Source organism: Sphaerimonospora mesophila, assembly GCF_001417795.1.
Lineage (GTDB): Bacteria > Actinomycetota > Actinomycetes > Streptosporangiales > Streptosporangiaceae > Sphaerimonospora > Sphaerimonospora mesophila.
This window is the reverse complement of record NZ_BCBX01000047.1, coordinates 125,841-148,304: the sequence shown is the minus strand read 5'-3', so window position 1 is coordinate 148,304 and position 22,464 is coordinate 125,841. Positions and strand designations below refer to the sequence as shown.

21 protein-coding genes and 1 riboswitch are annotated in these 22,464 nt (G+C 68.6%); of the genes, 13 read left to right on the top strand and 8 right to left on the bottom strand.

The window, feature by feature from the left end; all coding sequences use genetic code 11:
* Positions 1-23: 23 nt before the first annotated feature.
* From AP234_RS28055 to AP234_RS28045, 3 genes are read right to left on the bottom strand one after another with little or no spacing between them, the layout of a single operon-like run.
* A complete protein-coding gene (locus tag AP234_RS28055) occupies positions 24-560 on the bottom strand; it encodes a YbhB/YbcL family Raf kinase inhibitor-like protein (RefSeq protein ID WP_055482739.1) in 537 nt (178 codons plus the stop codon).
* Positions 561-576: 16 nt separating this feature from the next.
* Positions 577-1,356 carry an ABC transporter ATP-binding protein gene (locus AP234_RS28050; RefSeq protein WP_055482738.1) on the bottom strand — a complete coding sequence of 260 codons (780 nt, stop codon included), beginning with the start codon at positions 1,354-1,356 and terminating at the stop codon, positions 577-579.
* Positions 1,349-2,254 (bottom strand): ABC transporter permease, encoded by a 906-nt coding sequence (locus AP234_RS28045; protein ID WP_055482737.1) that lies wholly within the window; start codon positions 2,252-2,254, stop codon positions 1,349-1,351. Before AP234_RS28045 ends, AP234_RS28050 begins: the two co-directional genes overlap by 8 nt.
* A 388-nt stretch (positions 2,255-2,642) precedes the next feature.
* On the opposite strand from AP234_RS28045, the gene AP234_RS28040 reads away from it, so the two are divergent.
* The 7 genes from AP234_RS28040 (at position 2,643) to otsB (ending at position 9,724) form a co-directional block, all read left to right on the top strand.
* Entirely contained in the window at positions 2,643-4,331 is a 1,689-nt protein-coding gene (locus AP234_RS28040; protein ID WP_055482736.1) for a peptide ABC transporter substrate-binding protein, read from the top strand.
* Positions 4,332-4,460: 129 nt separating this feature from the next.
* Positions 4,461-5,387, top strand: coding sequence for an ABC transporter permease (locus tag AP234_RS28035; RefSeq protein ID WP_055482735.1), 927 nt, complete (start codon positions 4,461-4,463; stop codon positions 5,385-5,387).
* Complete coding sequence (locus AP234_RS28030) at positions 5,380-6,330, top strand: ABC transporter permease (RefSeq protein WP_055482734.1); 951 nt, start codon at positions 5,380-5,382, stop codon at positions 6,328-6,330. Before AP234_RS28035 ends, AP234_RS28030 begins: the two co-directional genes overlap by 8 nt.
* Positions 6,331-6,343: 13 nt before the next feature.
* Positions 6,344-7,375: an ABC transporter ATP-binding protein gene (locus tag AP234_RS28025; protein ID WP_055482733.1), complete on the top strand. Its 1,032-nt coding sequence runs from the start codon at positions 6,344-6,346 to the stop codon at positions 7,373-7,375.
* The gene (locus AP234_RS28020; protein ID WP_055482732.1) at positions 7,359-8,375 is read left to right on the top strand and encodes an ABC transporter ATP-binding protein; all 1,017 of its coding nucleotides are present in this window, start codon (positions 7,359-7,361) and stop codon (positions 8,373-8,375) included. The genes AP234_RS28025 and AP234_RS28020 overlap by 17 nt, the downstream gene beginning before the upstream one ends.
* Positions 8,376-8,639: 264 nt before the next feature.
* Positions 8,640-8,921, top strand: coding sequence for a DUF3263 domain-containing protein (locus AP234_RS28015; RefSeq protein WP_083502501.1), 282 nt, complete (start codon positions 8,640-8,642; stop codon positions 8,919-8,921).
* Positions 8,918-9,724 (top strand): trehalose-phosphatase, encoded by an 807-nt coding sequence (gene otsB / locus AP234_RS28010; RefSeq protein ID WP_055482730.1) that lies wholly within the window; start codon positions 8,918-8,920, stop codon positions 9,722-9,724. Before AP234_RS28015 ends, otsB begins: the two co-directional genes overlap by 4 nt.
* Positions 9,725-9,821: 97 nt before the next feature.
* On the opposite strand, the gene AP234_RS28005 is transcribed toward otsB, so the two are convergent.
* Positions 9,822-11,246 (bottom strand): trehalose-6-phosphate synthase, encoded by a 1,425-nt coding sequence (locus tag AP234_RS28005; protein WP_055482729.1) that lies wholly within the window; start codon positions 11,244-11,246, stop codon positions 9,822-9,824.
* 38 nt (positions 11,247-11,284) lie between these two features.
* Between AP234_RS28005 and AP234_RS28000 the strand changes: the two genes are divergently transcribed.
* From AP234_RS28000 to groL, 5 genes are all read left to right on the top strand, one after another.
* A complete protein-coding gene (locus tag AP234_RS28000) occupies positions 11,285-11,836 on the top strand; it encodes an RNA polymerase sigma factor (RefSeq protein WP_055482728.1) in 552 nt (183 codons plus the stop codon).
* Between the two features lie 130 nt (positions 11,837-11,966).
* Positions 11,967-12,107: riboswitch (SAM riboswitch) on the top strand.
* A gap of 14 nt (positions 12,108-12,121) precedes the next feature.
* Positions 12,122-13,396 carry a threonine synthase gene (thrC, locus tag AP234_RS27995; RefSeq protein ID WP_055482727.1) on the top strand — a complete coding sequence of 425 codons (1,275 nt, stop codon included), beginning with the start codon at positions 12,122-12,124 and terminating at the stop codon, positions 13,394-13,396.
* Between the two features lie 36 nt (positions 13,397-13,432).
* Positions 13,433-13,708, top strand: coding sequence for a MoaD/ThiS family protein (locus AP234_RS27990; protein ID WP_055482726.1), 276 nt, complete (start codon positions 13,433-13,435; stop codon positions 13,706-13,708).
* A 255-nt stretch (positions 13,709-13,963) separates the two neighbouring features.
* Positions 13,964-14,164: a cold-shock protein gene (locus tag AP234_RS27985; RefSeq protein WP_055482725.1), complete on the top strand. Its 201-nt coding sequence runs from the start codon at positions 13,964-13,966 to the stop codon at positions 14,162-14,164.
* 361 nt (positions 14,165-14,525) lie between these two features.
* Entirely contained in the window at positions 14,526-16,151 is a 1,626-nt protein-coding gene (gene groL / locus AP234_RS27980; RefSeq protein ID WP_055482724.1) for a chaperonin GroEL, read from the top strand.
* 112 nt (positions 16,152-16,263) lie between these two features.
* On the opposite strand, the gene AP234_RS27975 is transcribed toward groL, so the two are convergent.
* Together AP234_RS27975 and AP234_RS27970 are read right to left on the bottom strand one after the other, a co-directional pair.
* Entirely contained in the window at positions 16,264-18,285 is a 2,022-nt protein-coding gene (locus AP234_RS27975; RefSeq protein WP_055482723.1) for an AAA family ATPase, read from the bottom strand.
* A 331-nt stretch (positions 18,286-18,616) separates the two neighbouring features.
* Positions 18,617-19,486 (bottom strand): SCO6745 family protein, encoded by an 870-nt coding sequence (locus AP234_RS27970; protein ID WP_055482722.1) that lies wholly within the window; start codon positions 19,484-19,486, stop codon positions 18,617-18,619.
* Positions 19,487-19,520: 34 nt separating this feature from the next.
* Between AP234_RS27970 and AP234_RS27965 the strand changes: the two genes are divergently transcribed.
* Entirely contained in the window at positions 19,521-20,123 is a 603-nt protein-coding gene (locus tag AP234_RS27965) for a CGNR zinc finger domain-containing protein (RefSeq protein WP_235558415.1), read from the top strand.
* 7 nt (positions 20,124-20,130) lie between these two features.
* On the opposite strand, the gene AP234_RS27960 is transcribed toward AP234_RS27965, so the two are convergent.
* The gene (locus AP234_RS27960; protein ID WP_055482765.1) at positions 20,131-21,783 is read right to left on the bottom strand and encodes a DNA repair helicase XPB; all 1,653 of its coding nucleotides are present in this window, start codon (positions 21,781-21,783) and stop codon (positions 20,131-20,133) included.
* Between the two features lie 102 nt (positions 21,784-21,885).
* Positions 21,886-22,422, bottom strand: a complete 537-nt coding sequence (locus tag AP234_RS27955; RefSeq protein WP_055482720.1) for a hypothetical protein — start codon at positions 22,420-22,422, stop codon at positions 21,886-21,888.
* Between the last annotated feature and the right edge of the window lie 42 nt (positions 22,423-22,464).

The window sequence follows — 22,464 nt, the reverse complement described above, 5'->3', positions numbered from 1 at the left end:
GTCGAACGAGGGGTTCGGCGGTATCAAGTCGCGTAGACCGGTGCGAGATATCCGCGGGCGAGGGTGTTCGCCGTGATGTTGAAACCGACGACGGCGGGCGAGGCGTCCTCGCCCACGCCCAGCTTGTCCACGCCGAGGGCGTGTACGGCGAACAGGTAGCGGTGCGGGAAACCGGGAGGCGGGGCGGCCCCGCCGTACGCCTTCAGGCCGTAGTCGTTACGGGCGTGCACGGCGCCCCCGGGCAGGCCCTTGAAGTCGGGGGCGCTGCCCGCTCCGGCCGGCAGTTCGGTCACCTCGGCCGGAATGTCGAACAGCACCCAGTGCCAGAACCCGCTTCCCGTCGGCGCGTCCGGGTCGAAGCAGGTCACCGCGTAGCTTCGCGTACCCTCCGGAGCGCCCGACCAGCGCAGGTGCGGGGAGATGTTCTGCCCCGACATGCCCCAATCGTTGAAGACGTGGGCGTCGCTCAGGCGCTCGCCGTCGCGGACGTCGTCGCTCTCGACGGTCAGCTCGGCCACCTCGGGGAGGTGCTCATAAGGAATCGGTGGCGGCGTCGGCACGGTTCACCCTCTCCAATCAGGCCTTGTTATAGGCGTCCAGAACCTCCTGCGGATCGCCCTGCATCTTGATCTTCCCCTTGTGGAGCCAGATCACCCGGTTGCAGGTCTCCTCGATCACGTCAAGATTGTGGGCCACCAGGAAGACGGTCCCGGCGGACTCGCGCATCTGCTTGATGCGCTGCTGGCTCTTCCGCTTGAACTCGCGGTCTCCGGTCGCCAGTGCCTCGTCGATGAGGAGCACGTCGTGCGTCTTCGCCGAGGAGATGGCGAAGCGCAGCCGGGCGCCCATTCCGGAGGAGTAGGTCGACATGGGGAACTGAACGAACTCCCCGATGCCGGAGAAGTCCACGATCTCGTCGTACTTCGCGCGCACCTCGCTGGGCGTCATGCCCATGGCGTAGCAGCCGAGCACGATGTTGCGCTCGCCGGTGAGCTCCTTCATGAGCGCGGCGTTGACGCCCAGCAGGGACGGCTGGCCGTTGGTGTAGACGGCGCCCTTGTGCGGTGGGAGGAGCCCCGCGATCGCCCGCAGCAGCGTCGACTTGCCCGAGCCGTTGCGGCCGATGATGCCGATCGCGTCGCCGTGGTGTGCGACGAAGGTCACACCTTTGACGGCGTGGACCTCCTTCATCTGCGGGCGCCCCTGCCGGCGTAGGACGCGCAGCAGCGCGTTCGCCGCGTTCCCCTTCTCGGCGTCGCTGGCCGCGCCGTAGACCTTGTAGACGATGTGCAGGTCGTCGACGATGACGGTCGGCGTCCCACCCTCGGTCAGTTCGTCCTTGGTCGGCTCAGCCACGCCCGTACCTCTCCTCGGCGCGCCAGAAGTACCAGAAACCGGCGATCAGTGCGAAGACCGCCCAGAACAGGCAGGTGACCCAGGCCCAGCGCTCCGGGAACCTCTCGTAGATCAACAGGTCGCGCATGAACTCGATGTAGGCCGCAGCGGGGTTGAACTCCAGCACCCAGCGGAGGATCTCCGGCTGGTCGGCGGTCCGCTCGGTGATGCTGTAGAAGACACCGGAGGCGTAGAGCCAGGCACGCAGGATGAACGGCAGCAGCTGGTTCATGTCGCGGACGAACGCGCCGATCCTCGCCAGGAACAGGCTCATGCCGACGTTGAAGACCAGCTGCATGAGCAGCGAGACCGGGATCAGTAGCCACAACCAGGTGATCTTCTGGACCGTGGCGAGCACGAACACGACGAGCACGCCCATCGACCAGGCGAGCTGCTGCAGTTCCTGGATCGTGTAGGCCAGGGGCAGCGAGGCCCGGGGGAAGTGGAGCGCGCGGATGAGCGACAGGTTGGAGGAGATGGACTTGGCGCCGCCGGTCACCGTGCGCTGGGTGAACGTGAAGACCATGACCCCGGTGATGAGGAACGCGGGGTAGTACTCGATGTTCTTGCGCTGGTCGAGGATGATGCCGAACATCAGGAAGTAGACGGCGGCGTTGAGCAGCGGGGTGAGAACCTGCCAGAGCTGGCCGAGTGCCGAGTCGGAGTATTTCGAGACACTCCGCGACGTGGCGTACGTGAGGATGAAGTGCCGCCGGTCCCACAGTTGTCGCAGGTAGGCGGGCATGCTGGGGCGCGCTATGGCCCGTCGCAGTCCGTAACGCTCGGCGAGAGCGGCCAGCGTCTCCGGGGCTCGGCCGCCCGCCTGGGCGTCCGCGAGGGCGGATTCCGGCTGGCTCATGGCATGGACTCTATTGGATGGTGGTCGGTGAGGTGGCCGCGACGTGCAGTACCGCAGCTTGGTCAAAGGTAGCCCAGGACATCGTGATATGGGAGCAACGGCACGGCTGGTTCGGCATCTGATGGACCATGTAGGACCTGCAGGGTGATATATGTACCTTACTGAGGGCTTTACGGCGGTGCGGGGCATTTGCGGTCGGCACGTTGAAATGCGTGTGACGCCCGAGTGGCACACGTGTGACCGAACTGCAATGAGTCAGAGACTCCTATGGTGTGTCCGATAAGGGATGCTCCGGACGACTGGCAGGGGTGTCAGCTGGTGTGACCGTGCCCGGAAAACCGAGCCTCATCAGCGGGGCGCCCATCCTAGAGGGAGGACCAAGATCCATATGCGCGTGACCAAGGGCGCGAAGATTGCCGCCGGCACCGCGCTGCTTGCGCTCGGCGTCGCCGCGTGCGGCGGTGGAGGCAGCGAAGGTAGCGGGGGGTCGGGCGACGAGAACCCCCGGGCGGCGACCGGTGCCGTGTTCATCCGGGGTTGTGAGCCCCAGACCGGCCTCGTCCCCGGGAACATCAACGAGACCTGCGGCGGCACCGTCGTCGACTTCATGTACAGCAAGCTGATCAAGTACAACTCGGACACCGCGGCGGCCGAGCTGGACCAGGCGGAGTCGATCGACACCTCCGACAACAAGGTCTGGACGATCAAGCTCAAGCCCGGGCTGAAGTGGACCGACGGCACCCCCGTCACCGCCAAGAACTACGTCGACGCCTGGAACTACACGGCCTACTCGCCGAACGGCCAGCTCGGTGCCTCCTGGTTCGCCGACATCGAGGGCTTCGACAAGGTCAACACCGCCGACCCCGACGGCCCCGAAGGGCCGAAGGAGGCCCCCAAGCCCGAGTCCGAGACGCTGAGCGGCCTCGAGGTCATCGACGACCAGACCTTCAAGGTCACGCTGAGCTCGCCCCAGGCGGTGTTCCGCACCAAGCTCGGCTACTCGACGTTCTCCGCGCTGCCCGACGCGTTCTTCAAGGACCCGAAGGCGTTCTCGTCCAACCCCGTGACGAACGGCCCCTTCAAGTTCGCCAAGTGGGACCACAACTCCCAGCTGGTCATGGACGCCAACCCCGACTACCCGGGTGCGGAGAAGCCGAAGGTCAAGCAGATCGTCTACAAGATGTACCAGGACGACAACGCGGCCTACGCGGACCTGGTCTCCAACAACCTCGACTTCACCGAGCTGATCCCGCCGTCCGCGCTCGCCGGGGACAAGTGGAAGAGCGACCTCGGTGACCGCGCGATCGAGGGCCAGCAGGGCGTCATCCAGACCCTCACCTTCCCGGTCTTCGACAAGGAGTTCGGCGGCAACGCCGACTTCCGCAAGGCCGTCTCGCTGGCGATCGACCGGAAGACCATCACCGAGAAGATCTTCAACAAGGGTCGCACCCCGCTCGACAGCTGGGTCTCCCCGATCGTCGAGGGCTACAAGGCCGGCGCCTGCGGCGACCTGTGCACCTTCGATCCGGCCAGGGCCAAGGAGTACCTCGCCAAGGCCAAGGCCGCGGGCTACACCCCGCCGAAGGAGTTCCCGATCTGGTCGAACGCCGACGGCACCCACAAGGAGTGGATCGAGGCCACGGTCAACAGCATCAACCAGGCCTTCGGCGCCGACGCCGGCTTCCAGTTCGTGCACCGGGACATGCCGACCTTCGCCGAGCTCCGCGACGTGGTCACCCAGCGCAAGCTGAAGGGCGCGCACCGCACCGGCTGGCAGATGGACTACCCGCACATCGAGAACTTCCTGAACCCGCTGTACAAGACCAACGCGTCCTCCAACGACGGTCTCTACAGCAGCAAGGAGCTCGACGCGAAGCTGCACGAGGCTGACACCGCCGCCGACCCGGCCGAGTCCTTGCGGCTTTACCAGGAGGCCGAGGCTATGCTGACGCAGGACATGCCTGTCATCCCGCTGTGGTCGTACGGTCTGCAGGCCGGCACCTCCAAGTGGGTCACGGGTGTGAAGGTGACGCCGTTCGGCGTGCTCGACCCCCTGTCCATCGCGATCAAGAGCTAGTCTCCCCGGTCCGCGACGTCGAGGCCGGTTCCGGACCGGGGCCGGCCTCGGCGGCTGTCCACCCACGCCTGCCCTGCATCGACCTGTTGGGAAGGCTCGTAGACCTTAGGCGTCAGACGGGAGGTGCGCATGGGCCGTTACACCATCCGGCGCCTGCTGCAACTCATACCCGTGCTTCTCGGCACGACATTTCTGATCAACTTCATGGTCTGGCAGCTCCCGGGCGACCCGTTCGCCGGACGCTGCGGCCAGCGGCCCTGCCCCGAAAGCTACATCACGATGATGCGGGAGCAGTTCGGCCTCGACCAGCCGATGCTGGTGCAGTACTGGAACTTCCTGAAGAACATGCTCACGGGCGACCTGGGCGTCGACTTCAAGCAGGTTTCCGTCGCGAGCCAGCTCGCCGACGCCTGGCCGATCACGATCAGGCTCGCCATCCTCGCGGTCACGATCGAGGCGTGCATCGGCATCACCGCCGGCGTGCTGTCCGGGCTCAAGCGCGGCGGCTTCCTCGACAACTCGGTGACGATCTCCACGCTGTTCCTGCTCTCGCTCCCCACCTTCGTCACCGGCTACCTGCTGCAGTGGCTGCTCGGCATGCGGTTCGGCGTGATCAAGCCCACGGTCTCCGATGGAGCGCCGATGGCGGAGCTGATCGTGCCGGCCATCGTGCTGGCCAGTCTCAACATGGCGTTCACGGCCAGGCTGACCCGGACCAGCATCGTGGAGAACCGTCGTGCCGACTATGTCCGTACGGCCATCGCCAAGGGCCTGACGAACCGGCGGGTGGTCTCGGTGCACCTCCTGCGCAACTCGCTGATCCCCGCGATCACGTTCATCGGCACCGAGGTCGGCTCGATGATGTCGGGCGCCATCATCACCGAGGGCATCTTCAACATCCACGGCGTCGGCGGTCTGCTCTGGCGGGCGATCCTGGGTCAGGACTACACGATCGTGGTGCCGATCGCCTCACTGCTGGTGCTCGTCTACCTGCTCACCAACCTGATCGTCGACCTCCTCTATGGCGTGCTCGACCCGAGGATCCGCTATGAGTGAACCGATCGTGACGCAAGACCTGGTGCAGAGCGCGGACGAACACGCGGGCTCGGCCCACCCCACCGCGGCGGACAAGCCCCGCGGCCTCTGGGGGGACACCTGGGACATCCTCAAGCGACGCAAGATCTTCTGGATCTCCCTGGTGATGCTGGTCCTGTTCCTGCTGATGACGGCGTTCCCGACGCTGTTCACCGACAAGGACCCGAACTACGCCGACCTGGCCAGGAGCATGGAGGGGCCGAGCGAAGGAGCCCTGTTCGGCATCGACCTGCAGGGGCGCGACGTCTTCGCCCGGACCATCTACGGCGCCCGCACCTCGATCATCGTGGGCACGATGGCCACGCTCGCGACCGTGGTGCTCGGCGGGATCACCGGTGTGCTGGCCGCCTACTACGCGCGGTGGACGGACATCCTCATCTCCCGGGTGGGCGAGATGTTCCTCGGCCTGCCGTACGTGCTGGGCGCGATCATCATCCTCGGCACCATCGCCCCGGCTCAGTCGAACCCGAGCGAATTCATGATCATGACTGTCGTGATCATCGTGCTCGCCGTGCTCGGCTGGCCGATCCTGATGCGCATCGCCCGCTCGGCGGTCATCCAGGCCAAGCACCAGGATTACGTGCAGGCCGCCCGCGCGCTGGGGGCGGGACCGCTGCGGATCATCTTCAAGCACCTCCTGCCGAACTCGCTGGCTCCGATCCTCGTCTACGCGACGATCACCATCGGCAGCTTCATCGGCGCGGAGGCCACGCTGTCGCTGCTCGGCATCGGCCTGCGGCCGCCGGTCATCTCCTGGGGCATCGCGATCGCCGACCACGCCCAGTACATCCGGACCGGCGCGCACGCGCTGTTCTTCCCCGCGGCGTTCCTGTCCGCGTGCGTGCTGACCTTCGTCATGCTCGGCGAGGCGGTACGCGACGCACTCGACCCCAAGCTTCGCTGAGGAGGCACGGCAAGTGACCGAAGTGCTTTCCGCACCCTCGGGCGGCGGCACCCACGGCGGTGCGCTCCTCGAGGTCGAGGATCTCCACGTGGAATTCCGCACCCGGGCCGGGGTGGCCAAGGCGGTCAACGGCGTCACCTATCGCGTGGACGCCGGAGAGACGCTGGCCGTGCTGGGCGAGTCCGGCTCCGGCAAAAGCGTCACCGCGCAGACGATCATGGGCATTCTCGACATGCCGCCGGGGAAGGTGACCGGCGGACAGATCCGCTTCCGCGGCGTCGACCTGCTCAAGATGCCCGACGACCAGCGCAGGAAGATCCGCGGCGAGGGCATCTCCATGGTCTTCCAGGACGCGCTGTCGGCGCTGAACCCGGTCTTCCCGGTCGGCTGGCAGATCGCCGAGATGTTCCGCATGCACCGCGGCACGTCGCGGTCGGAGGCGAAGAAGAAGGCCGTCGAGCTGATGGATCGGGTCCGGATCCCGGCCGCCAGGGACCGGGCGAACGACTACCCGCACCAGTTCTCCGGCGGTATGCGGCAGCGCATCATGATCGCCATGGCGATCGCGCTGGACCCCGAGATCCTGATCGCCGACGAGCCCACCACGGCGCTCGACGTGACCGTGCAGGCGCAGATCATGGGCCTGCTCGCCGAGCTCCAGCGCGACAGCAACATGGGCCTGATCCTGATCACCCACGACCTCGGCGTCGTGGCCGACGTCGCCGACAAGATCGCCGTGATGTACGGCGGGCGCATCGTCGAGGAGGCCCCGGTGCACGATCTGTACCGGCGGCCGGCCCATCCCTACTCCAAGGGGCTGCTGGAGTCGATCCCACGGGTGGACCTCAAGGGCCATGAACTGTACGCCATCAAGGGCATGCCGCCGAACCTGCTGGACATGCCGTCCGGCTGTGCGTTCCACCCGCGCTGCCCGTACCGGCGGGACAACTGCGTGACCGACGTACCCGCCCTTTATCCGATCGACGGCGCCCGCGGCAGCGCCTGCCACTACTGGAGGGAGGTCCTCGATGGCGACTCCCGCTGAACCCATCCTGGAAGTCCGCGACCTGGTCAAGCACTTCCCGCTGACCCAGGGCATCCTCTTCAAGCGGCAGATCGGCGCGATCAAGGCCGTCGACGGCGTCTCCTTCGACCTGCATCGCGGCGAGACGCTGGGCGTGGTGGGCGAGTCGGGCTGCGGCAAGTCCACCCTCGCCAAGCTGCTGATGGCGCTGGAGCGGCCGACGTCGGGCTCGGTGCGGATCAACGGCAGGGACATCACCACGGCCAGGGGCGGCGACCTCAAGCGCATGCGGCGCAACATCCAGATGGTGATGCAGGACCCCTACACCTCGCTGAACCCGCGTATGACGGTCGGCGACATCGTGGGGGAGCCGTTCGAGATCCACTCCGAGGTGGCCCCGAAGGGCGACCGCCGCAGGAGGGTGCAGGAACTGCTCGAGGTGGTCGGCCTCAACCCCGACCACATCAACCGCTACCCGCACCAGTTCTCCGGCGGTCAGCGCCAGCGCATCGGCATCGCCCGGGGGCTGGCGCTGCGCCCCGAGATCATCATCTGCGACGAGCCGGTCTCCGCGCTCGACGTGTCGATCCAGGCCCAGGTCATGAACCTGCTGGAGAGCCTGCAGAAGGAATTCGAGCTGGCCTACATCTTCATCGCCCACGACCTGTCGGTGGTGCGGCACATCTCCCACCGGGTGGCGGTGATGTACCTGGGGAAGATCGTCGAGATCGGCCGGGACGCCGAGATCTACGACGGCCCGACCCACCCCTACACGCAGGCGCTGCTGTCGGCGGTGCCCGTGCCCGACCCGGAGGGGCGCGAGCAGCGACAGCGGATCATCCTGCAGGGCGACCCGCCCTCCCCGGCGAACCCGCCGTCCGGCTGCCGGTTCCGCACCCGCTGCTGGAAGGCACAGGAGATCTGCGCAGAGCAGGAGCCCGCGCTGGAGATCCGCCCGGGGAGCCCGCACTCGAGTGCCTGCCACTTCGCCGAGGTGCGGGACGTGGTCGGCAGCGGCTGACACCGGAGGCTTGGCCGCGGTCCCTCCACCCACGAAAATTCCTCGCAGGCTCGGAGTTTCCGCGGGGCTCGAGGATGTGCCGGGAGGAGGCTCAGGTCCGCTGCGAAGCCCGCTTCTGCGGGCATTCGCCTGCGGTCCTCGGCTCCCTCCCGCTCCGCTCCCTCGATCCCGGTGAACGTTCGTGGACGAGGATCGGGAGGTTCGTCCGATCCTTCCGACACCCTTTACCATGAGGAGGGCCGGCGTCCGGCGGAGGAGGAGCGGATGGACATCGAACCGATCGATGACGACGATCTCGCCTTATCCGACCGCGATCGCCGGATCCTCGCCTTCGAACGGCGGTGGTGGCGTCAGGCCGGCGCGAAGGAGCAGGCGATCCGGGAGACGTTCGGCATTTCCGCCACCCGCTACTACCAGTTACTCAGCCAGCTCATCGACCGGCCGCAGGCCTTGGAGCACGATCCCATGCTGGTGCAGCGCCTGCGGAGGATGCGGGCCGGTCGCCGGCGCGAACGCGCCACCCGTCGATTCGGGGCGGCGCCGTGAAGCTCCCCGCCCACGACGGCCTCACCGCGATCCTCGCCGATCCCGCCGGAGCGGTGATCGGGCTCGACTTCGACGGCACCCTTTCCCCGATCGTGGCCGACCCCGCGGCCGCCGCCGTACATCCGGACGCCCCTGCCGTGCTCGCCGATCTGGCCGCGCTGGTCGGCGCCGTGGTGATCGTCACCGGCCGGCCGCCTGGTACGGCTCTCGCTCTCGGCGCCACCCCCGCCGGGCCGTCCCTCGCCGACGTGCCCGGTCTCGTCATCCTCGGTCACTACGGCATGGAGCGGTGGGAGGCCGGTGAGATCAGCGCCCCGCCCCCGCCGCCGGGGCTGGACCTGGTGCGGGCCGAGCTGTCCACCATCACCGCCGGGATGGACGGTGTCCTGATCGAGGACAAGGATCGGGCGGTGGCCGTGCACACCCGCAGGTGCCCCGACCCCGAGGCGGCGCTGGTGTCACTCGCCGAGCCGGTCGCACGGCTGGCCGAGCAGGCCGGTCTGGTGGTCGAGCCGGGACGTTTCGTGCTGGAGCTGCGGTCGCCCGGCATGGACAAGGGCCGCGCGCTGTCGGCGTTCCTCGCCGAGCGGAAGGCCAGGTCCGTCATGTTCGCCGGTGACGACCTCGGCGATCTCGCGGCGTTCGAGGCCGTCGAACGGGCGGGCATTCCCGGCCTGCGGGTGTGCAGCGGGTCGGCCGAGGTCGTCGAGCTGGCGGCGCACACCGACATCGTGGTGGACGGCCCCGCCGGCGTCGTGGCCTTCCTCGGCGCCGTCGTCGAGGCCCTCAGGGGCGGCGGGTGATCGCGCACCTGCCCGGCGTGAAGATCCGGTGAACACCCCGGGCCTCGGCCGCATGCTCGAACACGCCGCCTGGGGCTGAGCCGGCGCGCCCGTCCCGTCATTCCAGGGCGGCGAGCTGGTCGTCGAACCAGCGCCTCGGGGGGAGCGCGGTGGCGGCCTCCCGCAGCCTGGCGCAGCGCCCGGCCCGATCCTCCTCCGGCAGCAGCAGGGCCTGATGCAGGGCGGCGGCCGTGCCGGAGACGTCATAGGGGTTGACCAGCAGCGAGTCGGCGCCGAGCTCCGCGGCCGCGCCCGCCTCGCGGGAGAGCACGAGCGCGCACCGCCGGGAGAGGATCGGCCCCTCCTTGGCGACCAGGTTCATGCCGTCCCTGATCGGATTGACCAGCAGGACGTCGGCCAGCCGGTAGGCGGCCAGCGATCTCGGATAGTCGTCGTGCACGTTGAGGATCAGCGGGTCCCAGTCCTCGGTGGCGAACTCGTCCTCGATCTCCTTGGCGCACCGCTGCACGGCCGCCGTGTACTCGCGGTATTCGGGCAGGTCATGGCGGGACGGGTAGGCGAAGGCCAGGTGCACCACCTTGCCGTGCCACTCCGGATGCCCGGCCAGGAACTCCCGGTAGGCGCCCAGGCCGCGCACGATGTTCTTGGACAGCTCGGTCCGGTCGATCCGTACGATCAGCTTGCGGTCGCCGACCATGTGCCTGATCGCGGCCATGTTCGACTCGACGTCCGGCTCGGCCGCACGTGCCAGCAGCGCCTCGCCGTTCACACCGAGCGGATGTACGCCGACGCGGACGGTCCGGCCGTCATGGATGATCGTACGGCTCTCGCGATCGACGCGGGCGCCGAGGAAGGCGGCGCAGCAGTCCATGAACGCCTCGGCCCACCGGGCGGTGAGGAAGCCCGCGTGGTCGGCGCCGAGGATCCCCGACAGCACCTCCACGGCGACGTCGTCGGGAAGCAGCGAGAAGTATTCCGGCGGCGCCCACGGCGTGTGCGAGAAGTGGGCGATCCGCAGGTCGGGCCGCTCGACGCGGAGCATCGCCGGGGTCAGCGTCAGATGGTAGTCCTGGATCATCACCCGGGCTCCCGGGCCGGCCTCTTCCGCGAGCGCGAGCGCGAACGCGCCGTTGTAGTCCCGGTAGGACTCCCACTCACGCCGGAAGCGCATGCCGAACTGTGGCGTGACCGGCGTGTTGTAGAGCAGGTGGTGGACGAACCAGAGGGTCGAGTTGGCCACCGCGTTGTAGGCGCGATGGAAGACCGTCGGCGGGATGTCGAGCATCCGCACCGGTCCGGCGTCGAACGCCCGGTCGAGCCGGCCGCCCGGCGCGAGCCGTACGGCACCGCGATCGCCGTGGGAAAGGGCGGCGCAGACCCAGAGCAGGTCGGTGTCCCTGGCCACCTCGGACAGTCCGGAGACCAGGCCGCCCCCGCCTCTGCGCATGGTGAGCGCGCCGTCGTCCGCCATGGTGAAGGACACCGGCCCCCGGTTGGAAGCGATCAGAACCTGGCTGCTCATGACTCAATAGGATGTCAAAAGGAGGGTTGAAGACGGCAATGGCAATGGACGAGACAACTGAGGACCTGGCCAGGTCGGCCGCCGGGGGCGACCATCGGGCGCTCGGCGAGCTGCTCCGCCGGATCGAGCCCGACGTGTTGCGGCACTGCGAGCGACTTCTACCCTATCGCCAGGACGCCGAGGAGGCGGCTCAGGACACGCTGCTCGCCGTGGCGCGCAACATCGGCAGGTTCGAGGGCCGGGCCAAGTTCAGCACCTGGCTGCACATCGTGACCGTCAACTGCACGCGGACCACCTACCGTTCCCTGAAGCGGCGGGCGGCCGAGGAGGCGGAGGAACTGCCCGAGCAGCGCCCCGATCCCCGGCGCGTCAGCGTGATCGCGGGATCACGGCTCGATCTGCTCGACGCCATGGAGTCGCTGGAGGCGGACAAGCCCGATCTCGCCCAGGCGCTGGTGCTGCGCGACATCTGCCAGCTCGACTACGCGGAGGTCGCCGAGCAGCTCGGCATTCCGCTCGGCACCGTCAAGTCGCGGATCCACCAGGCCCGCAGATACGTGCAGTCGGCGCTCGGTGACGCGTACGCGTGACCGGGACCGGCGGACATCTAGTGGGATGATCTGTCTCGTCAGGTGAGACGCGGGATTGGATGGAGGTGCTGCCGGGGTAAAGTGCTAGCGGACGTAACCCGGATGGATCCGGACGTCCCACAACTGAACATGCTCATCCAGAGGGGTGGAGGGACCGGCCCTGCGAAGCCCCGGCAACCCTCCCGCGACCGAACTCGTGCCCACGAGGCCCGGCCGGGACAGGTGCCAATTCCGGGCTCGTGGCCAGGGTGGTCGCGAGCGAAGATGAGGGAAAGGCCTCGCTTCATGGCGCACACTGATGTCCCCCGGCCAGGTTCTCTGTCCAGCGCCGAGTTCGGCCCCGCCACCGGGCTGTCCTGTCGCGAATGCGGCGCCGTCTACGATCTGGGCCCGATCTTCGCCTGTGCCGAGTGTTTCGGCCCGCTCGAGGTGACGTACGACTTCGGCGATGTCCGCCGCGCGGACATCGAGTCGGGGCCGACCGACATCTGGCGTTACCGGGCGCTCCTTCCGGTCCCCCCGGATGTGACCGCCAAGCCGAACATCCGGCCCGGGTGGACCAGGCTGGTCAAGGCGGACCGGCTCGCGGCCGAGCTGGGATTCCGCTCGCTGTACGTCAAGGACGACTCGGGTAACCCGACCCACTCCTTCAAGGACCGGGTCGTGGCGATCGCCCTGGAGGCCGCCAGGACCTTCGGCTTCCACACGCTCTCCTGCTCCTCCACCGGAAACCTCGCCGGCGCCGTGGGCGCCGCCGCCGCACGCGCCGGGCTCGACTCGTGCGTGTTCATCCCCGCCGACCTGGAGGCGGCCAAGGTCACGATGGCCGCGGCCTACGGCGGCCGCCTCGTCGGCATCGACGGCACCTACGACGAGGTCAACCGCTTCTGCTCTGAGCTGATCGGCGACGAGCTCGGCGAGAAGTGGGGCTTCGTCAACGTCAACCTCCGGCCCTACTACGCGGAGGGGTCGAAGACACTGGCGTACGAGATCGCCGAGCAGCTCGGCTGGCGGCTGCCCGAGCAGATCGTCATCCCGGTGGCCTCCGGATCGCAGCTCACCAAGGTGGACAAGGGATTCCGCGAGCTGATCAAGCTCGGCCTGGTGGAGGACCGTCCGTACCGGATCTTCGGTGCGCAGGCGGAGGGCTGCTCGCCGGTCTCGCGGGCGTTCAAGGCCGGGCACGATGTGGTGCAGCCGGTCAAGCCGGACACGATCGCCAAGTCGCTGGCGATCGGCAACCCGGCGGACGGGCCGTACGTGCTGGACATCGCCCGGCGTACGGGCGGCGCGGTGGAGGACGTCGACGACCGCGAGGTGGTCGAGGCCATCCGCCTGCTGGCGCGGACCGAGGGTGTCTTCGCCGAGACGGCGGGCGGTGTGACCGTCGGCGTGCTGCGAAAGCTGGCGCGGGAGGGCCGGCTCGACCCGGGGGCCGAGACCGTCGTGCTGAACACCGGCGACGGGCTGAAGACGCTCGACGCGATCGCCGAGCACGCCCGTCCGGCCGCGGTCATCCGGCCGTCGCTCGAGGCATTCCGTACGGCTTTTGCCAACTGAACGCGTTTCCGCCCACGCAACGAAAGAGAGTGAAAGATGAGCGTTTCTGTGCGGATTCCGACGATTCTGCGCACGTATACGAATGGAGTCGCGGAGGTGTCCGGAGAAGGCGCGACGCTCCGCGACGTCCTGCAGAAGCTGGATGCGGACTATCCGGGCATCGGCGGCCGAATCCTGGACGAAACGGGCAAAATACGGCGTTTTGTCAACGTCTATGTCGGAGAAGAGGATGTCCGATTCGCCCAGGGTCTGGACACCCCCACGCCGGATGGCGTGCAGATCTCGGTGATCCCGGCCGTCGCCGGCGGCTGAGTCTGCTCACACTGAAAAGCCGCTGACCTGGGGGTTTGTCATGGTCCAGGTCGTGCCATGTCCATCAAATAGTGCAATTATCAACTATCGACGACTAAAGTGAATATTCGCTGATCCTGCTTTGAGCGAACGCCTAGTAGTAGTTTGCGCATTGACTCTGTTGTCCGATGCCTTGACGCAGGTATGGTCGAGGACGATCGACAAAACCGGGGGCTTCTTGGGTGTGGTCCCCAGCCCAGCAAGAGGAGTCGGAAAGTGGCGCAGGGCACCGTCAAATGGTTTAACGCGGACAAGGGCTACGGCTTCATCGCGGTAGACGGTGGCAAGGACGTGTTCGTTCATTACTCGGCGATCCTGATGGACGGCTACAAGTCGCTTGAGCAGGGGCAGCGGGTGGAGTTCGACATCACGCAGGGCCAGAAGGGCCCGCAGGCGGAAGCCGTCCGGGCCGTCTGATCTCGGGGGTGTCCGGCGGAGCACGGACGGCGCCTGCCGGACACGCCCTTGTCGCTCGACCATCGCAAGGCCCGGTTCGCCATCGGCGAGGCCGGGCCTTCGTCATTCCATCGTGGCCCTGACAGGGGTGTGTCAACGGAATCTTCGCTGGTCAGAGGGCTTGATATGCCCCGAGATGCAACTTGGCTTGCGCTTGCACTCACAAGGGTAGAGTGCTAAACACATGGTTGGCACTCTCAGGTCGAGAGTGACAACAACCAGGATCGAGGCGATGGGGTCCCCGAAGGGAGAGCGGGCCCATGCCGTCGCGGGCGTCGGCTCGGTCCAGTGAAGCCACCCTGCTACTGGGAGGTCTAGCCTTATGGCAGCCAAGATGATCGCGTTTGACGAGGACGCCCGGCGCGGTCTCGAGCGCGGTATGAACCAGCTCGCCGACGCCGTCAAGGTGACCCTCGGCCCCCGTGGCCGCAATGTCGTGCTGGAGAAGAAGTGGGGCGCCCCCACGATCACCAACGACGGTGTCTCGATCGCCAAGGAGATCGAGCTCGAGGACCCGTGGGAGAAGATCGGCGCCGAGCTGGTCAAGGAAGTCGCCAAGAAGACCGACGACGTCGCCGGTGACGGCACGACCACCGCCACCGTGCTCGCCCAGGCGCTGGTACGTGAGGGTCTGCGCAACGTGGCGGCGGGCGCCAACCCGATGGGCCTGAAGAAGGGCATCGAGGCCGCCGTCGAGCGCGTCAGCGAGGAGCTCTCCAAGCTGGCCAAGGACGTGGAGACCAAGGAGCAGATCGCCTCCACCGCCTCCATCTCCGCCGCCGACCCCGAGATCGGCTCGCTCATCGCCGAGGCGATGGACAAGGTCGGCAAGGAAGGCGTCATCACCGTCGAGGAGAGCAACACCTTCGGCCTGGAGCTGGAGCTCACCGAGGGCATGCGCTTCGACAAGGGTTACGTCTCCGGCTACTTCGTGACCGACCCCGAGCGCATGGAGGCGGTCTTCGAGGACCCCTACATCCTCATCGTCAACTCGAAGGTCTCCGCCAACAAGGACCTGCTCCCGCTGCTGGACAAGGTCGTCCAGTCGGGCAAGCCGCTGGTCATCATCGCCGAGGACGTCGAGGGCGAGGCCCTGGCGACCCTGGTCGTCAACAAGATCCGCGGTCTGTTCAAGTCCGTTGCCGTCAAGGCCCCCGGCTTCGGTGACCGTCGCAAGGCCATGCTGGGCGACATCGCCATCCTCACCGGTGGCCAGGTCATCTCCGAGGAGGTCGGCCTCAAGCTCGAGAACGCGACCCTCGACCTGCTCGGCCGCGCCCGCAAGGTCGTCATCACCAAGGACGAGACCACCATCGTCGACGGTGCCGGCGACCCCGAGCAGATCTCCGGCCGGGTGAACGAGATCCGCGCCGAGATCGAGCGGACCGACTCCGACTACGACCGCGAGAAGCTCCAGGAGCGCCTCGCCAAGCTGGCCGGCGGCGTCGCCGTCATCAAGGCCGGCGCGGCCACCGAGGTCGAGCTGAAGGAGCGCAAGCACCGCATCGAGGACGCCGTCCGCAACGCGAAGGCCGCCGTCGAGGAGGGCATCGTCCCCGGTGGTGGCGTGGCGCTGCTGCAGGCGGGCGCCAAGGCCTTCGACAAGCTGGAGCTGGGTGGCGACGAGGCGACCGGTGCCGCGATCGTCCGCAAGGCGCTGGAGGAGCCGCTGAAGCAGATCGCCGTCAACGCCGGCCTCGAGGGCGGCGTCGTGGTGGAGAAGGTCCGCAACCTTCCCGCGGGCGAGGGCCTCAACGCGGCCACCGGCGAGTACGTGAACATGTTCGAGTCGGGCATCATCGACCCGGCCAAGGTGACGCGTTCCGCACTGCAGAACGCGGCGTCCATCGCGGCGCTGTTCCTCACCACCGAGGCCGTCATCGCCGAGAAGCCCGAGAAGGAGAAGGCCCCGGCCATGCCCGGTGGCGGCGGCGACATGGACTTCTAGTCCTCCCGCTCTCCTTGCCAGAGCCACGAGAAGGGGCGGATTCCCGGTCACCCGGGAGCCGCCCCTTCCGTTTCCCGGTCACCCGGAAGCCGCCCCTTCCGTTTCCGCCGGGTCAGCTTGTGAGCTGGGCGGGGAGGGGTTCGGCGTGGAGGACCGTCAGTGAGGTGACGGCACGGGTGAGCACCACGTAGAGGCGGGCCAGACCGCGGTCTTCCGCCGCCACGATGTCGGCGGGCTCCACCAGGACGACGTGGTCGTACTCGAGACCCTTGGCGAGCGTGGCGGGGACGATGAGCACCCGGTCCTCGGCCGCCGAGTCGCCCGCCGGAGCCTCGCCGCCGACGAGTTCGGCGGCGCCGTCGAGGGCAGCCGAGACGGCGGGCACTGCGGAGTCGGGCACGATGACGCCGATGGAGCCCTCCCGGCCGAGGGCCTCTCGTACGACCTCGGGCACGGCGGCGACGGCGTCGGGCACGTGCCGTACGGTCAGGGAGCCCGCGCCGGGGCGCAGCGACCGCGGGGCGGCCAGGTCCGGCGCGACCGAGGGGAGCAGCCTGGCGGCGAAGTCGAGGACCTCGCGTGGCACGCGGAAACCGACGGTGAGCTCGGTGACCTCCCCGTCGGGCTGGCCGAGATGGTCGAGCACGGTCTTCCATGACGTCGCCGACCAGGGCGTGGTGCCCTGCGCGAGGTCACCCAGGATCGTCGCCGAGCCCGTACGGCACCGCCGCCCGAGCGCGCGCAACTGCATGGCGGACAGGTCCTGGGCCTCGTCGATGACCAGGTGGCCGTGCGAGGGCGTCCGCTCGATGAGGTCGTTCAGCTCGTCCAGCAGGGCGGCGTCGGCCGCCGACCATTTGGCCGAGCGATGCGTCCGGTACGGCTTGCGCCACGAGATCAGCTCCCGCTCCTCCGCCGACAGATCGGTCTTGGCCGCCCTGGCCAGGAACTCGGCGTCCGACAGCAGCCGGAAGAGCACCTGCTCGGCGGTGAGCTTCGGCCACACCTGGTCGAGGATGGCCTTCACCGGCTTCGACCGCGCCACCGCGTCCTGCACCCGGTCGTCCGGCGACTCGCCGCGGCGTTCCATCTGCACGAGCACGGAGTGGGCGAGCCGCTGGGCGAGGATCGTGCGGCCGGGGCCGTACCTGGTCGTGCCGCGTAGCGCGGCGACCATCTCGCGCACCTCGTGCTCGGGCACCCGGTAGCGGTTGGCGCCCTTGGTGACCAGCAGCCCCTCCTCGGGCTTGCCGACGTGGAGCCACAGCGCCCGTTCCAGGACGGCGGCCATCCGTCCGTCGCCCTTGACCGCTGACACGGCGGGGTCCTCCGGATGGGCGTGGCCGCCGAGCATGCCGGTCACGGTCGTCTGGTCGACCCGCACCTCGCCGAGCGCGGGCAGCACGGAGGAGATGTAGGAGAGGAAGGCCCGGTTGGGGCCCACGACCATCACACCGGATCGGGTGAGCCGCTCCCGGTGGGTGAACAGGAGGTAGGCGGCCCGGTGCAGCCCCACGGCGGTCTTCCCGGTGCCGGGGGCGCCCTGGACGCAGACCGTGACGCCGAGGTCGGCGCGGACGATCTCGTCCTGGTCGGGCTGGATGGTCGCGACGATGTCGCGCATCGGCCCGCTGCGCGGCCGCTCGATCTCCCGTAGCAGCAGTGAGCTCTGCTCGGGCGGCGGACCCGCGGGTAGGCGCCCGGGCCGTCCGTCGCCGAGCGGCTCGTCCTCGTACGCCGTGAGCTCGCCGCCCTGGTAGCCGAACCGGCGGCGGAGCGCGACGCCCATCGGGTCGGCGGGGCCGGCCTGGTAGAACGCGCGGGAGACCGGCGCCCGCCAGTCGATCACGAGGGGGCGGCTGCGGTCGTCGTGCACGTGCCGCCGCCCGACGTAGATCGTGCCGGGCAGGTCGTCGTCGGCGGAGCGGTCCAGGCGGCCGAAGAAGAGCGGGGCGTCCGGTTGATCGGCCAGGGCGGCGACCCGCTGGTCGAGCAGGCCCTGGAGGATCTCCCGGGAGACCCAGTCGCCGGCGGCGTCCGCCGAGAGGGAGCGAGCGTGCTCGCGCATCGCCCGCAATGCGGCGCGCGCGGCCGCGAGATGGGCACGTTCGGCGTCGAGCACGTCTGCGGGCATGTCTACGGGCACGCGAAAGCTCCTCCGGAACGCAGGGAAAGCTACGAGCTTATCGGCTGTGGGCCCGTGATCTGAAATGTTTTTTCCGTGTGTGTCGCCGCTTCCCGGCGTGGGTATCAGACGCGCTGGTGCCTCACCCGACCGGTCGCCCGTCGCCTCGACGGGGCGATATTTGGTGATTTGTCGGGATAGTGGGCGTCTGTGTGAGGAGGTGAGAAGCGTGGCCCGAACCGCTGGGATCTCCTGGACCTAGGGAGTGTCGAAAAGGGCATGACCTGTGAAACACGACCTAGGTCGAGAAGACCCACCGGACAGGTGAGCCGTTCGAGTCTCACTCGGGGGCTTGGATCTTGCCGATGCCGAGTGTGGTGACGGTGGGCAGAAGGCCCGACTCGAACACGGCCCCGAGCAGCGGCCGGTTGAGCTCGGCCAGCTGCTCGGCCCCCGCCTCGCCGAGCGCCCGCCACGGGCCCACCGCCAGCTCGTCGGTCATGCGCTCTACCTGGTCGCGCAGCGCGCGCCCCGTGGGGGTGGCCGTCCCCTCGCCGTCGATCAGGCCGCGTCCGACGAGCCGTTCCCGCGCGGCGGCCCATTCCTCGTCACTCCAGCCGCGGCCGGCGAAGTTCTCGGCAGGGGCCGCCCCGACGGCGGCGAAGGAGACCAGGGCCTCGCAGGCGTCGAGGCCGGCGGCGTGCAGGGCTGTCAGATGCCCGTCGCCGCGGTGTTCGCGCAGCACCGTGTACGCCTGCCACAGCGCGAGGTGCGGTTCCCCCGGCCAGGGGAGATCGAGGTTGGCCGCGGCGAGCGGCCGGTGGGCGACGTCCACGCTCTCCGCCGCCCTGATCGCCAGCTGGGCCGCCTCCTTGATTCCGGCGCCCACCCCGTCGCCGAGGAGTCCGCGCAACGTGCGGTCCATCGCCCGCAGCCGGGCGTCGAGCACCTGTGCGGGCGTCGCGGTCTTCCAGATGCCCGGCACGTACTCGGCGATCATGCTCGGGCTGAAGCTGTAGTAGGTGGCGCCCGTCAGCGTGGGCCCCGCCGCACCCAGCGGCGCGGTGCGCCAGGCGAAATAGCTCGGCCAGCGCGTCGTGACGTCGTAGCCGAGCGCAGCGGCCTCCTCGAATGCCTCGGGGCTGTAGTAGAGCGCGGCGTGGACCGGCTCGATTTGATGCCACATGGTGCGGGCCAGGCGTGCGTACATCCCTCAAGCCTCACTGTCTAGTTAAGATACGACAGTGACGATAGAACCGTGGCGCATCACTGGTCAACCCGAGATAGACAGTTATGTCGCGAGCAGGGTGGAACTCGCCGTTCTCCTGGTGAACGTCCTGGCCGCCGATTCGGCGCACGGCCGTCCTGTCACACCGCCCCTGACCGGGGGCGAACGGCTGGCCGCGATCCACAGCGGCCTCTCCGCCGCCGGGCGCCCTCCGAGTGGGCTCACGCCGGCCGACGCCGACCGGCTCGCGGAGGTCGCCGCCGAGGTGCGCCTGTTGTACGGCGCGGGGGACTGCCTGCCCGAGGCCGCCGCACGGCTCAACGACCTCCTGAGGCGGCACGGCGCAGTCCCCACCCTGCACGGCGACCCGGGAAAGCCGCTCCGGCTGGCCTTTCACCGGCCGGATGCGACGCTCGTGGACGCCTGGGCCGCCGATATGGGAACCGCGCTGGCCATGGTCATCGGGGTCGGTCAGGGAGCGCGGCTCGGCGTGTGCCAGGCCGCGACGTGCTCCCTGGTCTTCTTCGACACCACGCGCAACGCCTCGCGCCGCTTCTGCGATCTGTCGTGTCAGAACCGGGCCAAGGCCAGCGCCTACCGTGCTCGGCGCCGGACGTGACGAGCGGTCACTTCGCCTGCTTCTCCTCGCCGACGTCGTCCGCGTCGATGATGTGGTACGCGTAGCCCTGCTCGGCGAGGAAGCGCTGCCGGTGGGCGGCGAAGTCCTGATCGACCGTGTCGCGGCTGACGATCGAGTAGAAGCGCGCGCCGCCGCCGTCGGCCTTCGGCCGCAGCACGCGGCCGAGCCGCTGCGCCTCTTCCTGACGTGAGCCGAAGGTGCCGGAGACCTGAATGGCCACGGCCGCCTCCGGCAGGTCGATGGAGAAGTTGGCGACCTTGGACACCACCAGCACCGGGATCTCCTTGTCGCGGAACGCCTGGAACAGCCGCTCCCGCTCCCTGACCCGGGTCTCGCCCTTGATCACCGGCGCGTCGAGGTGCTCGCCCAGCTCGTCGAGCTGGTCGATGTACTGCCCGATGACCAGCACCTGCTCGTCCGCGTGCCGCCGTACCAGCGCCTCGGCCACCCGGAGCTTCGAGGGCGTGGTCGCGCAGAACCGGTAGCGTTCGTCGGCCTCGGTCATCGCGTACGCCAGCCGTTCCTCGTCGCTCAGCGTGACGCGCACCTCGACGCACTCGGCCGGTGCGATCCAGCCCTGGTTCTCCATCTCCTTCCACGGCGCGTCGTACCGCTTGGGGCCGATGAGCGAGAAGACGTCGCCCTCGCGGCCGTCCTCGCGCACCAGGGTGGCGGTCAGGCCGACCCGTCGGCGCGCCTGGAGATCTGCCGTCATGCGGAAGATCGGCGCGGGCAGCAGGTGGACCTCGTCGTAGACGATCAGCCCCCAGTCGCGGGCGTCGAACAGCTCGAGGTGCCGGTACGTGCCCTGCCGCCTGGTCGTCATCACCTGATAGGTGGCGATGGTCACCGGGCGGATCTCCTTCTTCGCCCCGGTGTACTCGCCGATCTCGTCCTCGGTGAGCGAGGTCCGCCTGATCAGCTCCTGCTTCCACTGGTGGGCCGAGACCGTGTTGGTGACCAGGATGAGCGTGGTGGCCCGCGCATGGGCCATCGCCGCCGCCCCCACGATCGTCTTGCCCGCGCCGCAGGGCAGGACGACCACGCCCGAGCCGCCGTTCCAGAACGCGTCGGCCGCCTCCTTCTGGTACGGCCGCAGCGACCAGCCCTCCTCACGGAGCTCGATGGGGTGATGCTCGCCGTCGACGTAGCCGGCCAGGTCCTCGGCCGGCCAGCCGAGCTTGAGCAGCAGCTGCTTGATGTTGCCGCGCTCGGAGGGGTGCACGGCCACCGCGTCGGCGCTGAACCGCTCGCCCAGCAGCGGCCGCACCTTCTTGGACCGCAGCACCTCCTCCAGCACGGCGCGATCGGAGGTGGCGAGGACCAGGCCCCAGGTCGGATGCTTCTCCAGCCGCAGCCTGCCGTACCTCGCCATCGTCTCGGCGACGTCGACCAGCATCGCGTGCGGCACCGGATAGCGGCTGTAGGTGATCAGCGCGTCGACCACCTGCTCGGCGTCGTGCCCGGCGGCCCGGGCGTTCCACAGCGCCAGCGGGGTCACCCGGTAGGTGTGGACATGCTCGGGGGCGCGCTCCAGCTCGGCGAACGGTGCGATCGCCTTGCGGCACTCGTCGGCGAGCTCGTGATCGACCTCGAGCAGCAGTGTCTTGTCCGACTGGACGATCAGCGGCCCGGCCATCCCCGTCATGTCGATCTCCACTCCCCCTCGTACGGCTAACGCCTATCCAACACGTGGCGGGGCCGGATCAGTCCCCGGTCGGTGGAACTCGGCAGGCGGGCGTCAGTCCAGGTAGCCGTTGGCCCCGAGGTAGATGAGCGTGCCGATCCCGATGACGAGCAGCCCGACGTTGATGCCGATCGAGACCCACGTCCATTTCAGCAGACGCCGGGCCGTGTCCGGCTGGGTGTCCACCTTGCTGAGCGCGATCCCGGACAGGATGGCCCCGGCGATGCCGCCGAGGGACACGTAGCAGCTGAAGGCCAGCACGAGGCTGACGACGAGGGCGACGATCGCGTGCGTGCGCGGCCCTTCCTGCCGCGGCGGGTAGCCGCCGGGAGGGTAGTACCCGTACTGGTTCTGGTAGGGGCCCGGCCCGGGCGGCGGGTAGTACCCGTACTGCTGGTTGGGGTCCGGCCCGTGGTTCGGGTCGTACCCGTACTGCTGGTTGGGGTCCGGCCCGTGGTTCGGGTCGTACCCGGGCGGTGGACCGCCGTACTGCTGCCGGCCGTAGGGGTCCTGACCCGGCGGCGGTCCATAGGGGTTGGCCGCGTTCTGCCAATCCTGTGGGTCGTGGCCAGGCTGTGGTGGGGTCGTCACCTTAGATTCCTTTGCTCTATGCGAAGCCCAAGGTTTACCAAG

Excerpts from the sequence above, each read along its gene's own strand:
- AP234_RS27960 (WP_055482765.1), bottom strand. The coding sequence starts at position 21,783 with ATGGCCGGGCCGCTGATCGTCCAGTCGGACAAGACACTGCTGCTCGAG.
- AP234_RS28015 (WP_083502501.1), top strand. The coding sequence starts at position 8,640 with ATGGACATCGAACCGATCGATGACGACGATCTCGCCTTATCCGACCGC.
- AP234_RS27990 (WP_055482726.1), top strand. The coding sequence starts at position 13,433 with ATGAGCGTTTCTGTGCGGATTCCGACGATTCTGCGCACGTATACGAAT.
- AP234_RS28040 (WP_055482736.1), top strand. The coding sequence starts at position 2,643 with ATGCGCGTGACCAAGGGCGCGAAGATTGCCGCCGGCACCGCGCTGCTT.
- AP234_RS28020 (WP_055482732.1), top strand. The coding sequence starts at position 7,359 with ATGGCGACTCCCGCTGAACCCATCCTGGAAGTCCGCGACCTGGTCAAG.
- AP234_RS28035 (WP_055482735.1), top strand. The coding sequence starts at position 4,461 with ATGGGCCGTTACACCATCCGGCGCCTGCTGCAACTCATACCCGTGCTT.
- thrC (WP_055482727.1), top strand. The coding sequence starts at position 12,122 with ATGGCGCACACTGATGTCCCCCGGCCAGGTTCTCTGTCCAGCGCCGAG.
- AP234_RS28030 (WP_055482734.1), top strand. The coding sequence starts at position 5,380 with ATGAGTGAACCGATCGTGACGCAAGACCTGGTGCAGAGCGCGGACGAA.
- AP234_RS28005 (WP_055482729.1), bottom strand. The coding sequence starts at position 11,246 with ATGAGCAGCCAGGTTCTGATCGCTTCCAACCGGGGGCCGGTGTCCTTC.
- AP234_RS28000 (WP_055482728.1), top strand. The coding sequence starts at position 11,285 with ATGGCAATGGACGAGACAACTGAGGACCTGGCCAGGTCGGCCGCCGGG.
- AP234_RS27970 (WP_055482722.1), bottom strand. The coding sequence starts at position 19,486 with ATGTACGCACGCCTGGCCCGCACCATGTGGCATCAAATCGAGCCGGTC.
- AP234_RS28045 (WP_055482737.1), bottom strand. The coding sequence starts at position 2,254 with ATGAGCCAGCCGGAATCCGCCCTCGCGGACGCCCAGGCGGGCGGCCGA.
- AP234_RS27975 (WP_055482723.1), bottom strand. The coding sequence starts at position 18,285 with ATGCCCGCAGACGTGCTCGACGCCGAACGTGCCCATCTCGCGGCCGCG.
- groL (WP_055482724.1), top strand. The coding sequence starts at position 14,526 with ATGGCAGCCAAGATGATCGCGTTTGACGAGGACGCCCGGCGCGGTCTC.